At 58.6% G+C, this 15898-nt stretch carries 11 protein-coding genes; 4 read left to right on the top strand and 7 right to left on the bottom strand.

The window, feature by feature from the left end; all coding sequences use genetic code 11:
• Positions 1-21 precede the first annotated feature (21 nt).
• The 6 genes from IB266_RS05600 to IB266_RS05625 form a co-directional block, all read right to left on the bottom strand.
• A complete protein-coding gene (locus tag IB266_RS05600; protein WP_192260489.1) occupies positions 22-852 on the bottom strand; it encodes an ABC transporter permease in 831 nt (276 codons plus the stop codon).
• On the bottom strand, positions 849-1766 hold the full coding sequence (locus IB266_RS05605; RefSeq protein ID WP_192260490.1) for an ABC transporter ATP-binding protein: 918 nt from the start codon (positions 1764-1766) through the stop codon (positions 849-851). Before IB266_RS05605 ends, IB266_RS05600 begins: the two co-directional genes overlap by 4 nt.
• On the bottom strand, positions 1763-3073 hold the full coding sequence (locus IB266_RS05610; RefSeq protein ID WP_192260491.1) for a nitrous oxide reductase family maturation protein NosD: 1311 nt from the start codon (positions 3071-3073) through the stop codon (positions 1763-1765). Before IB266_RS05610 ends, IB266_RS05605 begins: the two co-directional genes overlap by 4 nt.
• A 26-nt stretch (positions 3074-3099) precedes the next feature.
• Positions 3100-5019 (bottom strand): TAT-dependent nitrous-oxide reductase, encoded by a 1920-nt coding sequence (gene nosZ, locus IB266_RS05615; protein ID WP_192260492.1) that lies wholly within the window; start codon positions 5017-5019, stop codon positions 3100-3102.
• A 53-nt stretch (positions 5020-5072) separates the two neighbouring features.
• Entirely contained in the window at positions 5073-7223 is a 2151-nt protein-coding gene (gene nosR / locus IB266_RS05620) for a transcriptional regulator NosR (protein WP_192260529.1), read from the bottom strand.
• Between the two features lie 212 nt (positions 7224-7435).
• On the bottom strand, positions 7436-8914 hold the full coding sequence (locus tag IB266_RS05625; RefSeq protein WP_192260493.1) for a hypothetical protein: 1479 nt from the start codon (positions 8912-8914) through the stop codon (positions 7436-7438).
• Between the two features lie 194 nt (positions 8915-9108).
• On the opposite strand from IB266_RS05625, the gene IB266_RS05630 reads away from it, so the two are divergent.
• Complete coding sequence (locus IB266_RS05630; protein WP_192260494.1) at positions 9109-11766, top strand: excinuclease ABC subunit UvrA; 2658 nt, start codon at positions 9109-9111, stop codon at positions 11764-11766.
• Positions 11767-12154: 388 nt separating this feature from the next.
• A complete protein-coding gene (locus IB266_RS05635; protein WP_192260495.1) occupies positions 12155-12883 on the top strand; it encodes a helix-turn-helix transcriptional regulator in 729 nt (242 codons plus the stop codon).
• A gap of 73 nt (positions 12884-12956) precedes the next feature.
• Here the strand turns inward: IB266_RS05635 and IB266_RS05640 are convergent, their stop codons facing one another.
• Positions 12957-13556, bottom strand: coding sequence for a LysE family translocator (locus IB266_RS05640; protein WP_192260496.1), 600 nt, complete (start codon positions 13554-13556; stop codon positions 12957-12959).
• Positions 13557-14182: 626 nt separating this feature from the next.
• On the opposite strand from IB266_RS05640, the gene IB266_RS05645 reads away from it, so the two are divergent.
• Both IB266_RS05645 and IB266_RS05650 read left to right on the top strand, forming a co-directional pair.
• On the top strand, positions 14183-14956 hold the full coding sequence (locus IB266_RS05645; RefSeq protein ID WP_192260497.1) for an acyl-homoserine-lactone synthase: 774 nt from the start codon (positions 14183-14185) through the stop codon (positions 14954-14956).
• A gap of 29 nt (positions 14957-14985) precedes the next feature.
• Positions 14986-15852: a helix-turn-helix transcriptional regulator gene (locus IB266_RS05650; protein WP_192260498.1), complete on the top strand. Its 867-nt coding sequence runs from the start codon at positions 14986-14988 to the stop codon at positions 15850-15852.
• The last annotated feature ends 46 nt before the right edge of the window (positions 15853-15898 follow it).

A 15898-nucleotide genomic window follows, 5' to 3' on the forward strand; every position in this document is an offset into this window, starting at 1 on the left:
TCCCTTGTTCAAGTTTAGAAATCATGGACACCGGCGATTGAACAACCGGTAGGCCAGCCACAGCGGAGCCGCCATCCACAGGCCCAGGCACAACCAGAGCCAAGGCCCCGACACCGGCAGGTCGCTGCCCAGGGTCAGCACCGCGGCACCGCTGGACGCCGCATCGAACCCGGACAGGTTGATCAGCCGATAGACGTCGGTAGGGTTGAACAGCAGCAGCCATGGCAGCAGCTCCGGGCTGAACCGCCCCTCGCTCAGCACCAGCAGCGCCAGCAACGCCAGGTCGAACACCAGCACGAAGAAAAACCACACCCCCAGCGCCAATCCGGCGGCGGTGGATTTCTCTGCCGACAGGCTGCTCAGCACATAGGCCAGCCCGAGGAAAACCCAGCCCAGCAATGTGCTGGACAGCATGAACCGACCGAAGGCCCAGAGCAGCAGGCTCAACTGGACGTCGTCCACCAATAGGGCAATGGCCAGCATGGCGCAGCCAAAACCGATGAAAGTGGCCAGGGCCAAGATCAGGCCATGGCCGACAAACTTGCCCAGCAGCAATTGACCGCGCCCCAACGGGTAGGTCAGCAACAGCAGCAAGGTGCCGTTCTCGTCCTCACCGACAATCGCGTCGTAGGCCAGCAGCAAGGCAATCAGCGGCATCAGGAACGTCGCCAGGCTGGACAGGCTCGCCACCGTGGCGGGCACCGAGGTAAACCCCAGTTGACCGGACGCCGCCGCGCCGAGCCAGGCGATACCGATCGCCAGCACCGCGAATAGCAGGCTGATCGCCAACAACCAGCGATTGCGCAGGCCATCGCTGAATTCCTTGCGGGCCATGTTCCAGACCGGGTTCATAGGCTGGCCTCCTCGGCTGCGGCACGGAGCATGTAATGCCGGTACAGATCCTCCAGCGACGGCGGCTTGATCTCGACATCCGACGGGTCATCCTGGGCCAGTAACTGACGTAGCAATTTAAGTTTGCTGCCGTCCGGCGCGGACACTTGCACCCCTTCGGCGCCCCACCCTTGGGTGGCGTGCCCTTCACTGCGCCAATGCTGGCGAAGCCAGTCGGCCCGCGACAGGCCCGAGGCACGGATCAGCGTCGGCAGCCCGGCGTCCTCCCGCAGCCGGGCCAGGCTGCCCAAGGCCAACAGACGCCCCTGGGTGAGAATCGCGGCGCGGTTGATGTGGGCTTCCACGCCAGGCAAGACGTGGGAGCAGAGGATGATGCTGGTGCCCTGCCAACGCAGGCGGTCGAGCAGTTGATAGAGGTCCTGGGTGGCGATGGGGTCCAGGCCCACGGTCGGTTCGTCCAGCAATAACAGGCGCGGTTGGCCGAGCAGCGCCTGGGCCAGGCCGAGACGCTGGCGCATGCCCTTGGAATACGTTTTCACGCGCCGTGTCGCGGCACCGGCCAGCCCGACCTCTTCCAGCAAACGCGCCACTTGCTCCGGGGCAGCGCCTTTGAGCCGGGCAAAATGGCGCAAGGTTTCCACCCCACTCAATTGCGGGTAGAACATGACGTTCTCGGGCAGGTAACCGAGCATCTGCAGCACGCTCGGGTCGCTGGGCGCGCGACCGAAGACACGAACCTCGCCCTCGCTGGCCCGCAGCAAACCTAGGATCAACTTCATGGTGGTGGTCTTGCCCGCGCCGTTGTGCCCGAACAGCCCGAGCACCTCGCCCTGGGCCAGGTTCAAGTCCAGCCCGCGCAGCACGGCGACATCACCATAGCGCTGGCTGACCCCTTCGATCTCGACGACGTTCAAGACGCGTCCTCCTCGGCACTGTTGCGTGGCGGGGGCTGGACAGGGGTTTCCATCAGCGGATGACTGTCCATCACCCCGGGGGATTTCATCACCGGGAAAGCCCGCTGTACCCAGCGCAGCAGTTCGATTCCCGGACTGTTCATCAACAGCCGCACCTGGGGATACAGCCACAGCAGGCGATCCACGTTGTCGTTGGGTTCATAGGCCACATCGCCCAGGCCGTCGCCGTTGCGATCCCAACCCAGGTAGTCGCTCCAGTAATTGCCGCGCCCGTCCGCCGACCACTCCTGCAACCGCGTGGCCACGTATTTGACCTGGCGCTGGTTGTGGACGAAGGCGTTGCCGGCGATGCGGTTGTCCTCCGAGCCGGCCGTCAGATGGATGCCCACGGCGCTGCGCTCGAAATGATTGCCTTCGATACGGTTGAACAACGAGTTGTAAATGAACAGGGCCTTGCCCTCGGCGCCGGTGATCATGGTGTCGCCGGTGGACCCGTCGCGCACGTCGCTGACGAAGTTGTCACGCAGGGTGGAATAGGTGATGTAGTTCATCAGGAACCCGTAGTTCTGGTCCTGTTCGGAGCGATTGCCGATGACCGTCAGCTGGCGGCTTTGCATCAAGGCATAACCGGTTCGGGTACGCCGGGTGACGTTGTCCAGCAGGCGGTTATCGTTGGCGAACATGTAATGCACGCCGTAACGCAAATCTTCCAGGACATTGCCCTGGAGCAGGTTGCCGCTGGAGGTATCGATGTAAATGCCATCGCGGGTTTCGCGCACCTGATTGCCGATGACCCGGGCACCGTGCACGGCATAGAGATGGATGCCGTTGCCCCGGTCCTGGGAGCGCAGGCTGGGGTCGCCCTGGATGCGGTTGTCGATCAGGTTGACGTCCCGCGTGCCATCGACCCAGATACCGAAGCCTTGGCCCTGCATCCGGCTCCCGCGCACCACGGCGCCTTTTGCCCCAGGCTGGATGAACACGGCGGCATTCATGGCCGTGAGGTCGTGGCCCCAGTCCAGGAAGGTACAGCCCTGGACCTGGACGTTCGGGGCGCGAATGATCAATCCATTGCCCTCGCCCTGCCCCTGGAATACCGCATCCGGCGCACAGGTAAGGGTCATGGGTTGGTCGATGCTGAACGAGCCCCGGTACTGGCCCGCAGGCAGGCGCCATTGCTGGTCGCCTTCGGCCTGTAGAGGTAAATCGGTGATCGGCTGCGGCGCGCCGAACGCGCCGCCCGGTAACAGACAAAGCATCAGCGCAATGACCGGTTGGCGGGCGTGTTGCGGCTTTTTCCCGGTCATCGCACCTGTCTCCTTGTTGAGCCGACTCAGGCCTTTTCAACCAACATGCGCCCGACCATTTCCATGTGCAGGGCGTGGCAGAACCAGCTGCAGTAGTACCAATGCAAGCCAGCCTTATCGGCGGTGAAGGTGATGGATGAGGTTTGTTGCGGGCTGATCTCCATGCTCACACCGTGGTTGGTCATGACAAAGCCATGGCTGACGTCCTCGATCTGGTCGATGTTGGTGATCGTCACCGTCACCTCGTTACCTTGCTTGACGGTGAACTCCGTCAGGCCATAGGCCGGCGCCATCGAGGTCATGTACACCCGGACCTTGTTGCCGTCGCGGATGACCTTGTTGTCGGTTTCCAGGTTGATGCCGTCCTTCTTCGCCAATTCCACGGTGCCGGCAAAGAACGGATCGTTGCGGTTCCAGATTTTCTGGGTCTTGATCTGGTCGCGCCGCGCGAGAATGCAGTCATGGGGTTCCGCGAAAGCCGGGCCGTCGTGCACCAGCTTCATTTCTTCACCGGAAATGTCGATCAACTGATCGTTCTCCGGGTGCAGCGGGCCGGTGGGCAGGAAGCGGTCCTTGGAGAATTTGCACAGCACCACCAACCATTTGCCGTCGGCCTCGCTGGTTTCGGTGAGGGACGCATGGTTGTGGCCGGGCTGGTACTGAACGTCGAGTTTCTGCTTGATGTAATTGACCTTCTCGCCCTTGTAGGCGCGGATGGCCTCGTCCATGTTCCACTTCACCACCTGGCTGTCGATGAACAAGGTGGTGTAGGCATTGCCGCGGCCGTCGAAGGTGGTGTGCAACGGTCCCAGGCCCAGTTCCGGTTCGGCGACGATCACTTCGCGCGGGTCCTTGAAACGGTCGGCGAACAGATCATCCAGGCGGTCGATGGCGATCATCGAGACGGTAGGCGACAGCTTGCCGTTGGCGATGAAGTATTTGCCGTCGGACGAGGTATTGAGCCCATGGGGGTTCTTCGGTACCGGGATGTAGCGGGTAAATTCTGAATCTTTGCCATCGGTTTTACGACCATCGACGACCGGCACCTTGGAGCCGTCCAGGGTGATGAATTTGCCGGCCTTGATCGCCGCTTCGATGCGCGGGATGTTGTACACCACCACCCAGTCGCGCTCGTTGCGCATCATGCCGCCCAGGTCGTAGGCCTTCTCGGAGTTGTAGCAGGTGCTCGCGGCATACTTGCCGGTGTAGTCGGCGTCGGTGTTGTCCAGGTTGCCGTCGACGATCACCTGGAAGGCCATTTCCATCTTCTCGGCATCGATGGCGTTGAACATCGTGAAGCTGTTCTTGTCTTGCAGGTCGAAAGTATGGCCGTCGTTAGGGTGCGGGATCACGAACTCGCCATTGGCAAACACATACTTGGTGTACGGCACCTTTTGCAGGCGCAGGCCATGGATGGCTTGCACGTTGGGCACCGTGAGGATCTTGTCGCACTTCATGATGTCCAGGCGAATGCGCGCAACCCGGGAGTTGGCCTTGTCGTTGATGAACAGGTATTTGCCGTCGTATTTGCCGTCGGTCATGGAGATGTGCGGGTGGTGGCAGTCGCCATTCTGGTACTTGGCGCTGTCCCCCAGGATGCGCTTGCTTTCGTTGGTCAGGCCCCAACCGGTGGCCGAATCGACGTTGAACACCGGGATGCGCATCAGCTCGCGCATCGACGGTATGCCCAACACCCGCACCTCGCCCTGATGGCCGCCACTCCAGAAACCGTAATACTCATCGAGTTCACCAGGACCAACGTGAATCTTGGACTTGGCCTCCTTGGCCGCCGCAGCCCAGGACTCACGGGTGAACGTTCCGGCCCCCAGCGCCGTCGCGCCGGCCAGCACCGCCCCCGTTACCGCTCCGGTGCCGAGAAAACTGCGCCGGCTAACACCCCGGGGTTCTTCTACCGCGTCAGGGGTTTGGTCTTTTTTGTCGCTCATGCTGTGTGCTCCATGAAGAATGAAACGGTCAAGGGACAGGCCATTGGGGTGCCTCAAGGCGCCGGGTTTACCTGCACCACGGGAATCAGTTGCGCATCGGTCACGGTCGCCTTGCCGCGCTTCTTGCGCTTGTTGATCAGCGGCGGGCATTTGTTTTCGTTGTGCCAGGTCATCTGGCAGTCGAGGCAGTAATGGCATTCGTTGGCATTGATCCGGCCATCGGGATGAATCGCCTGGATCTCGCATTCCTTGGCGCACAGTTGGCAAGGGTTGCCACACTCCTTGCGGCGCTTGAGCCAGTCGAACAGCCGCAACCGGGTCGGCATCGCCAGGGCCGCGCCCAGCGGGCAGACGTAGCGGCAATAGACTTTGCGGGTAAACAGGTTGATCAGCAGCAGGCCCACCGCGTACGCGACGAACCACCACTGGCGGTCGAACTTGAGGGTGATAGCGGTCTTGAACGGCTCCACTTCAGCCAGCCGTTCGGCGGTGGCCATCGACTCCAGCGAGACACCGAACAGCGCCAGTAAAATGATGTATTTGATCGCCCACAGTCGCTCGTGAACGGCGAACGGCAGCTCGTATTGCGGCACCTTGAGCTTGCGCGCCAGTTCGTTGATCAACTCCTGCAACGCGCCGAACGGACACAGCCAGCCGCAGAACACCCCACGTCCCCACAACAGGATGCTGCCGGCGGTGAACACCCAGAGAATGAAGATCAGCGGATCGGTGAGGAACAGCTCCCAGCGAAAGCCTTCGAACAGTGCGTGGACGAAGGTCAGTACATTGACCACCGACAGTTGCGCCAGCCCATAGCCCCCCAGGAACACCACGGTGAAGAGCAGGTAACCGCGGCGAACCCAGTGCAGCAGCTTGGGCCGCCGGGCCAGTGAGTCCTGGAAAAACAGGATGGCCGTCAGCACCAGCAAGGCTGTGCCAAGCACGCTGATTTCGACACTTTTCTGGTACCAGAGCGTCAGCCACATCGGCCGGCTGGCCTCCTCGGCGGCTGCCAGTTGCTCGGCGGTGGGCAATGGCCGTTCCAGGTACGGTTCGGGCAGTTGATAGGCCAACTCGAAGCTGCTGAAGGTACCGCTGACCGGGCCTGTCTGGCGGCGCACCAGCAGCTCCAGGTTCCAGGGCGAGCCGGGGTCGAAACGGTGGGAGGCGCGGATGATGAAAATCGCCATTTCATCGAAGTCCGGCATGTCGTCGAGGGCCACATCATCGAGGCGCTGGAAATCCAGGTCGCGAAAGCTGATGGTGTCGCCCGATTGGCGCAGCTGCACCCGGTCGAAAATACCGCCACGCACGTATCCCGAGCCCTTGAAGGAATAACGCCCGCTGCCCATCACCGCGATGGCCTGTTCGCCCGGCTTGAGCTCGGCCATCAGCGTGCGGTATTGCGCCTCGCCCAGCAGGTTGCGGCCAATGGTGGGCGGGTTGAGGTGGGTGGTGTAGAGGTCGATGAAGGTGTCGTTGACTTGGTCGCCGCTGGCGGTTTCGACCTGCTCGGCTTCGGTGCCCTTGAAGGACGCATCGACCTGGCCACGGGTCAGGTGCAGGCGACGGACAGCGCCGTTGCCGGTCAGGGTCTTCCAGTCGGCGGGCTCGTAGATATCCGCGCGCACGCGCGCCGGCGCCACGGCCAAGCCTGCGTCACTCTTGACCAGGCCCAGGGACACCGCAACATCGTGGGCGGCGCGCATGATCACTTCGTTGACCACCATCGCCGTCACGGTCGCGCCGGCGATCGCATCGACAGTCACCGCATTCGGGTCGCTGGAATGGCCCACCACCACCCGCTGGTTGACCTTGATGCCGCTGTAGCGCGCACTGAACGCGTGGAGTTTTTCTTCGGCGATGCCGATCAGCAGGATCGGTTCGTGGTGTTCCAGCACATAGGCGTCGAGGATCACGCCAGCGGGATCGAGAATGACCTGGACATTGATCGGTTTGCCGGAATAAGCGGGAATGTCCACCACATCCAGGCTCTGGAACACATAGCCCACGACCTTGCCGGCAGCGGACAGTTTGCGAACCTTGAAGGAGCCTTCGGGCTCGGAGATCGAGTCGGTCTGGTTCAGGACGTGATGGATGCGCTGTTGCGGGATGTCACCGTAGTCCTTGGCCTGGGCGATTCCGGCGAACATCAGCAGGAGAACGAACAGCCCGGGGAGCCAGGAGCGGGATGAGTACAACATCACAGAGGGACGGGTCATGAGCGCCAGGGCTTGAAGACAGGATCTTGGCGGTCATTGTGGGGGCTGTCCCTGGCTTGGCCCCTTGATTGAAATCAACTTGGAAGACTTAACCCTGAATCCGTGAGCAGCCAGATGAAGACATCTTGTGTGGCGAGGGGACAAGCTCCCTCGCCACACAAGCAGTTCAGCAGTGTGTCCCGGGCTATCTGTGCTCAGCGCAACCCATGGGAATAGATGCGACCGTCATGATTGTCGTACCAATTGCCATTGGCCCAGAACACCCGGTCCTGCGCCGGTTGAAAACCGAGGACGCCCAGGTAACCGCCGATGGCGAGGCGCTGCCAGGAGCGGCCCCAATCCTTGGAATAAAACACCGCATCAGCGGAGATGTTCGCGTCCGACCACCAATAGAGCCAGCGCGGTGGATGGTGATTGCTGGTGGTGTTGATCAGCAGGGTGTTTTGCCCCATCCAGAAATTGCTGCCACGCACCTGGCTATCCGACGCCAATGGCGCGAACACACTGGGCAGGTCGCTCAACGGCGTCCAGGTCAACGCGGCGGTATCCAGTTCGGCGACCACATCTTGCCCGCGCTCCCCCTGGTCAATCAGTCCAATCACCCGCCCGGCATCGTTTCGTAGCAGCTTGCTCACGAACAGGTTGTCGTCACGCTGCCTATCCACCACCTGCCACTGCCCTGCCTTGGCCTGCAACCGGGCCCGTGTCGTGACATTGACCGCGATACTGTGGCTGACGCCATCGGGATGGCCACCCCAGAAGCGTTGGGACACCCAGATAAAGGCCGTCTGTGCATCGAGCTGCAGGACATGGGTCTGGGTTTCCCCCTGTTCGCCTGCGTTCGTGCCCCAATCAGTGATGTCAGGACGTTTGCCGCGGGCATATTCGGCGGACACCAGCAGCGACTCGGGCGCCATTATCGGCGAGCTGTTCGCACCGCGATCGGCCGAGTAAAAGACGCCGGTGGAAACGGCTGTCGGTTTTTCCTCATCGCTGTCTTCATCCGCCACGTCCGGTGTGCCCACGGCCCAGACTTCATTCGAGCCGTGGAAATAGGGAACCAGGTTCCAGGCCAACGAATCGGCCTCGGGAAACCAACCCTTGGTCAACCAAGTCCAGCGTCGGCCTTGATCATCACTGCGAAGGATCACGGTTTGATCGGGCTCATGGGTATTCGCCGTTTCAGGCCGACGCAGGCCCGTGAGCAGGAATACACTGGTCCCGTCGGGGCTGGTCACAAGACAAGCGGCTCCGCTGACATGGGCCACGAGCTGAAATTGCCCTTGGGCATCCAGACGGGAAATGAAGGAAGTTTCCTTTTCGGCACGAGAGAACAATCGGGCAAAGGTCCCGGGCTCCTGCGGCTCTTCAGCCTCAGCAGGATTGCCATAGACCACCGCATCCAGGTCCACGACATCAGCGGACGGTTCAAGCGTCTGGGCCTCTTCCTCCAGGCGTCCCACCAGCCAAGTCCCCTGCGGTGTCACCGTCACGCCCGTGCAATACTGGGTCATCGCCCGCAAGCGGGTATCCTTCACGGCGCCCAATTGCTGCTGATCGGGGCTATCGCCACCCCACTCCAGCTTGGCACTGGTGATCATCCACATGTACCACAGCGCCGCGCCGGCCAGCAGAGCGACAAACAATCTAGAGAGCAGTTTTGAACGAGGCATGGGGAGGTCCGTATCCGGGGGAAAACTGCGAAGCTTTTCTCATCTCTTTTGTCCGGAGTAAATTTTTATCGCACGAGAATGGACGAACCCGGTCGCATAATTGTCAACGCTGTGACCCAGCTTCCATTCTCTGCGTGACGCCGCTTCACCTGAAAGCCCCAACGCGTTAAGCAGACGCCCACAAGGAACGCTCCATGCCCGCAAGCTCCGGCCCCGCCACCGTCTCTTCATTGCCGCACGCCACCGGTTTCGTCCGAGTGCGTGGCGCCCGCGAACACAACCTCAAGAATGTCGACGTGGACATCCCTCGCGATGCCCTGGTGGTATTCACTGGCGTATCGGGTTCCGGCAAGTCGTCGCTGGCCTTCTCCACGCTCTATGCCGAAGCCCAGCGTCGCTACTTCGAATCCGTCGCGCCTTATGCGCGGCGCCTGATCGACCAGGTGGGCGTACCGGACGTGGACAGCATCGAGGGCCTGCCGCCGGCAGTCGCCTTGCAGCAACAACGCGGTACCCCCAGCGCACGTTCATCCGTGGGCAGCGTCACCACCTTGTCGAGCCTGATTCGCATGCTTTACTCCCGCGCCGGCAGCTACCCGGCCGACCAACCCATGCTCTACGCCGAGGACTTCTCGCCCAACACGCCCCAGGGCGCCTGCCAGGAATGCCACGGCCTGGGCCGGGTCTATGAAGTGACCGAAGCCTCCATGGTGCCAGACCCATCGCTGACCATCCGCGAACGCGCCGTGGCTGCCTGGCCCATGGCTTGGCAAGGCCAGAACTTGCGGGACATCCTGGTGACCCTGGGGTATGACGTCGACATCCCGTGGCGCGACCTGCCGAAAAAGCAAAGGGACTGGATTCTCTTCACCGAAGAAACTCCCACCGTTCCCGTCTACGCCGGACTGACGCCGGCCCAGACCCGCACCGCCCTCAAGCGCAAGCTCGAACCCAGTTACCAAGGCACGTTCAGCGGCGCCCGACGCTACCTGCTGCACACCTTCATGCACTCCCAAAGTGCCCAGATGCGCAAACGCGTGGCGCAATACATGCGCGCCAGCCCGTGCCCGGTGTGCGAGGGCAAACGCCTCAAGCGCCAGGCGCTGACCGTGACCTTTGCCGGCCTGGACATCGCCGAGCTGTCGCACCTGCCGCTGCTCGAACTGGCCGAGGTGCTCAAGCAGGTCCTGGCGCCCGACTACCTTGCACAGGCCGAAGAAACGGGAGAGGTCCTCAGTCATCGGCAAACCCGCGAGGCCCGTGAGCAGCGCGCCGCCAGGGGCGACAATCCCCATGCGGGCGGGCCCGACGCCCGCCACACACCCAACCTCTCCCTGGAGAAACGGCTGGCTGCCCAACGCATCGCCGCCGAGTTGCTGGAGCGGATCGTCACGCTGATCGACCTGGGCCTCGGCTACCTCGCCCTGGAACGCAGCACGCCGACGCTTTCGTCCGGCGAATTGCAACGCCTGCGCCTGGCGACCCAGCTCAATTCCCAGTTGTTCGGCGTGATCTATGTGCTGGACGAACCCTCCGCCGGCCTTCACCCGGCCGACAGCGAAGCATTGTTTGGCGCCCTGCAACGCCTCAAGGCAGCGGGCAACTCTGTGTTTGTGGTCGAACATGACCTCGATACCATGCGCCGCGCCGACTGGCTCATCGACGTGGGCCCGGACGCAGGTGAACAAGGCGGCAAAGTCCTCTACAGCGGTCCGCCGGCAGGCCTTGGCCAGGTGCCGGAATCACGCACCCGTGCCTATCTTTTTGGCGAAGGAAACACTGCGATACGCAGTCCACGAGCACCCAAGGATTGGCTGCGCCTGGAAGGCATCACCCGCAACAACCTCGACAACCTGAACGCGGCCTTCCCGTTGGGCTGCTTCACCGCCGTCACCGGCATCTCTGGCTCAGGCAAATCCAGCCTCGTCAGCCAGGCCCTGCTGGATCTGGTCGGCGCGCACCTGGGCCAGGCCAGCCCCAACACCGAACCCGACGAGCAAAGCCTGGAAGACGAACCCGTGCAAACCAGTGCCGGGCGCGTTGTTGCCGGGCTCGATGCGGTCAAGCGGTTGGTCCAGGTGGACCAGAAACCCATTGGCCGTACCCCGCGCTCCAACCTCGCCACTTACACCGGCTTGTTCGACCACGTGCGCAAACTGTTTGCCGCCACAGAACAGGCGCAGGCACTGGGATTCGATGCCGGGCGGTTTTCCTTCAACGTCGCCAAGGGGCGTTGCGAAACCTGCGAAGGTGAAGGCTTCGTCAGCGTGGAGTTGTTGTTCATGCCCAGCGTGTACGCCCCCTGCCCCACCTGCCACGGCGCCCGCTACAACCCACAGACCCTGGAAGTTCGCTGGCAGGGCCTGGACATTTCCCAGGTGTTGCAGCTGACCGTGAACCAGGCACTCGAGGTGTTTGCCGAACAAGCAGCGGCCAGGCGTTCGTTGCAAGTGCTGCAAGATATCGGACTGGGCTACCTGCGCCTGGGGCAACCGGCCACGGAGCTGTCCGGCGGCGAAGCCCAGCGGATCAAGCTGGCGACAGAACTGCAGCGCAAGGCCCGGGGCGCAACCTTGTATGTGTTGGATGAGCCGACCAATGGGCTGCATCCCCAGGACGTGGATCGCTTGCTGGTGCAGTTGAATCGCCTGGTGGAGGAAGGTCATACGGTGGTTGTGGTGGAACATGACATGCGAGTGGTGGCGCAGAGTGACTGGGTCATCGATATCGGTCCGGGGGCTGGCACCCAGGGCGGAAACGTGGTGGTTTGCGGGGCTCCGGAAACGGTGACGAAATGCCAGGAGAGTCGAACGGCAGCCTTCCTGAAAAGGGCTATGTACGGTGAAAAATAAAGGTTTTTTAATGTTTCTCGCTGTTGCGAAAAAGCTGTCTATACTGTCCTCCAGTTAATCGTTTCAGTAGTCGTAATTAACTACAACCTCAGGGGCAAAGGGCTGAGGTTACACCGGCAAGGACGCAAAATGACATCATCTCAATTGAGAGAGCAGGCATTACACGGCGGCATGAGGGGTAATCATCGCGCCCTGAAGCGAACCCCGATGAACAGGAAAACCCCGCCCGATACTCCAGCCCCTTTCACAGCCCCGATAGCGGTCACAAAGCAGCGTGCGGATGTTGATGGCAACGCTATAAAACTTCCCTCCTCCGCTTGGCGAATATCAAGGTGAAGCCTTTGCTACCTACAGGTATTCACATTAATATTTTTCGAGCGCGCCTACTATGCTCAAGCCCATTTCAAGCCAACTGCTCAATTTAATTCAAGAGGTGGAGAATAATATTCCAGGAAAAAGCCACGAAGAGTACACCGAGATACTCGGCTGGATATTCTCGAAACTAGGGCTTGAAAAATTTGCTTATGTTCACTTGGAGCCCATGCCCTTCGACAATTCAAAAGTCTCCATCCACAGCAACTATCCCGCCGAATGGGTGGACACCTACCGCAAGAACTCACTGCACAAATCAGACCCTGTGATGGCCAACACAGCCATTACCGCCATGCCTTTTTTCTGGGATGAAATCCCACAAGAAATCGACAATAATCCGGAAATATTTGATCAATCCGCGTCCTATGGCATCAAGCAAGGGTTCACTGTTCCGATTCATGAGCCCGGCAGATCGTTCGGCTCCGTTCACCTGTCTTCGGAAGAAAATGATCCCGATTTCCCAACCATAGTCAGGGAAAACATATTCATTATTCAAACGCTCAGCTTCATCGCCAACCAGCACCGCCCGGCTGAGACCGTTGTCGAGAGCACACTCAAGCTATCGCCCAGGGAAATTGAATTCCTGCGTTGGCTTGCGCTTGGCAAAAACTATAAGGAGATCGGTTTGATCATGAATATCACCGAACGAACAGTGAAATTTCATGCCAAGCAAATGACTGAAAAAATGGAGTGCACCAATGTCAAGCAAGCCATGTTCAAAGCGGCGCAGTTGAACCTCATCTAAATAACGCTTTGCGTTAAAGCCTACTTACTGCACAGCCCTGGCACCGCCCGCATTCGACGCCATCAGAACACAATCAGACGAAATTCACCTGGGATGCGATATTGAAAAGCATGCCACAGGCGAACAACCCAATCACCAGAGAAATGGCTCGATTTAAAAATCGTCCAGATACAATCGCGTGAAATTTTCGACCACAAAAAGCGCCAGCTGCGATCCACACAAGCCCTACCGGAAAAATAATGGCTGTAAATAGCAGAATGAATGACAGCCAATTCTCCAGCGACAGGAATGTGCCCGCCGGCGCAACGAAGGAAACAAAAAACAACCCCTTGGGATTTGTCAGCGTTGCCACAAACAAATCCGGAACGGTAATACCCGTCGTTGCACCAGGCGCATGCTCTTTGACCGAGAACCAAAGTTTCAAGGAAATATAAAACAGAAAACACACGGCAAAAATCTTGGTAGCGATCACCACCCACGAGTGATCGGTCATCAGCAAGTCAATGAATACCCCCCACATCGTCATCTGAATAACGTATGCCAACCACTCGGCTGCGACGAAGCGCATCGAACGCGTGTTGAACCCTCTACTGATACCAGCTTGCAACAACAATGAATTCGTCGGTCCCGGAACCAACAATACGGTCAACAACGAAAGCGCAATATAATTCATAGTATCCATCCATATCAGAAGCCTGTACGGCTCATTTTCAGGGTCAGATCAATCCATCATCTTTCCACATGACTTCAAGCACAGTGACATGAAGTCAGCCATTTCAGTCATACGAGGTCATACAACCAACTTAAATAGAGCAATCACACTAGACCAACATCAATCTGCCACATACCAAAATCCACTCGCCTATCGATATCCCTTGGATTCACATCCGATTAATCACCCCGCGTAAGAAAGTCACCATACCCATTGCCAGATGACCGTTTGCTTACAGACACTGAACTCTATCTGAGCGCGTCAATTTTTTGAACAGCTAAATATCAATCAGTTACGACTGAGATTTTTATCATCGTCAAAAAAACAATAAATCGAGCCTGGTTCGACTCATGTAATGCCACTCAACCAACACCTGTTTGCCACCATGCTGCACCTGTACTTTTTTGGATTCTCAGCGATACAAATCCACAACTAACAAGCTCACCAGCAATTTATAAGCCGCTCACAAAATCGTACCCACTAATTAGGCTGCACACTCTATAAATCAAAGACTGTACTTTAGGACAGTTGAAATACCGTAGTGCAAAGTTAACAGTAGCTTCACCTGCAGCCAAGAAGTCGCATCCATGAATTACTCCCCATGCACCTATGGATTTTCCGACGTATCCACCAGCATCGTAAGCTACTCAAAAATCCCCCTTAAAACCCTCGAACAAATACTGTCCATTCGCAAACTCGCCTTCATCGATAGAAAGAAGTGGGACATTGAAAGTTATCAAGGCAGCGATTATGAGTGGGATGAATACGACGACCCCGACGCGATCTATATCTATGCCCATGAAAACGACCGCGTTACCGGTTGTGTTCGACTACGCCCCTCCAACAAACCCACATTGATGAGCGGCCCCCTGAGCTTTATCCTGCCAACCGAAAAAACCAGACCGCACTTGGGTCACTGTTGGGAAGCCACAAGATTCGCACTTTCAACTAATAATTTCTCCACGGGAAAACTCACCCGAGCTAATGTAGACATTCGCACGGCGGCACTTTTCCTGTCAATGATTAAGTTCGCTCAACAACAAAAAATTCACGCCTATGAAATCGTCGTGGACACCTTGATGGAAAAAATCCTGAAACGTTCTGGCTGGCCAATTGAAAGACTCAATACGGCATTAGGCTCGAAGGGAGAAAACATAATTTACGGCACCTTGCCATGCACGCTTAAAACTTATGACGAGGTCCTCAGCAAGAACGCCATCAACAGAACAACGGTACATACCACCCCCCACATGACACACCGCTCGTCAGATACACTCCATAACGCCTTGGATACTACCCAGATGCTCCCCGCTCGAAATATTCCGGCAACGATACCCATGCACACTGAGTTTCAGCTCTAATCAAATAATTGGACGATTTTGGAGAAAGGATGAACCTACAACGATTATTCCCGCACGTTGGTAAAGTCATTGCCAGTACAGGCAGTCGCAATTTCCCGCGTATGTTGCACGACCTGATACTCACGGAAATACCCGTGGATGCAACACATATTACCGAACAACGGATCGGCACAAGTAATATGTCTGAACCCAGCACCTCCAGCATAGGTTGCGTCGGCCTCGACAACGCTTGCGTCGGTGCACTCATGGACACCCACACCGCCAAGCCATTTTTCCTGGCCGACGACATACTCTTTGGAGATGCAGCACCGCAGAAAATACCCAACTTTTCCCGGTGCCTGCTTAAATCCGAGCGATCAGAAAAAGCTCCCGGTTACAGCACGACGACGCAATTACACCTTTCGACCCGAAAGAATGGTCGTCGTTATGTACTGTCCATCTATCGATCGCCTCTTTCGAAGGGATTTACCGCACAAGAACATGCCTTATTGAAAGACTTTTCCTGTCTTTTGTTGCCCATGGTCGAGGAGCACGTGGCAGCCCTTGTTCCACCGGAATCCACCCAGCAGGACCCTTTCCTGGCTTTGGACGCTTCGGAAAACGGCGGCATGGAAGCGCTGCGCCAAAGGTTCGCCGATCGATTGCTACTGTCAGGATTGAGTCTGTCCTCTCGCGAAACGGAAGTGTGCGTAGGTTTGCTGGCCGGACGCACTGCCCCCGAACTTGCCGAGCAACTGAACCTGAAGGTCAATACAGTCGAAAGCTATTTGAAGCGCGCCGCCATAAAGATGGGGATTGGTGGGCGTCGTTCGCTGATCCGCTGGATGCATTCGATGGATGCCACACCGGCTCACATGGAATGGAATGGCAATAGCCCGATCCAACAAGCCGTTTAAACCCACCCCCAACGATTGCTCGTTCACTGACCGAATCGAGTACTTG

It is taken from the genome of Pseudomonas sp. Pdm06 (assembly GCF_014851795.1).
Classification (GTDB): Bacteria; Pseudomonadota; Gammaproteobacteria; order Pseudomonadales; family Pseudomonadaceae; genus Aquipseudomonas; species Aquipseudomonas fluorescens_AA.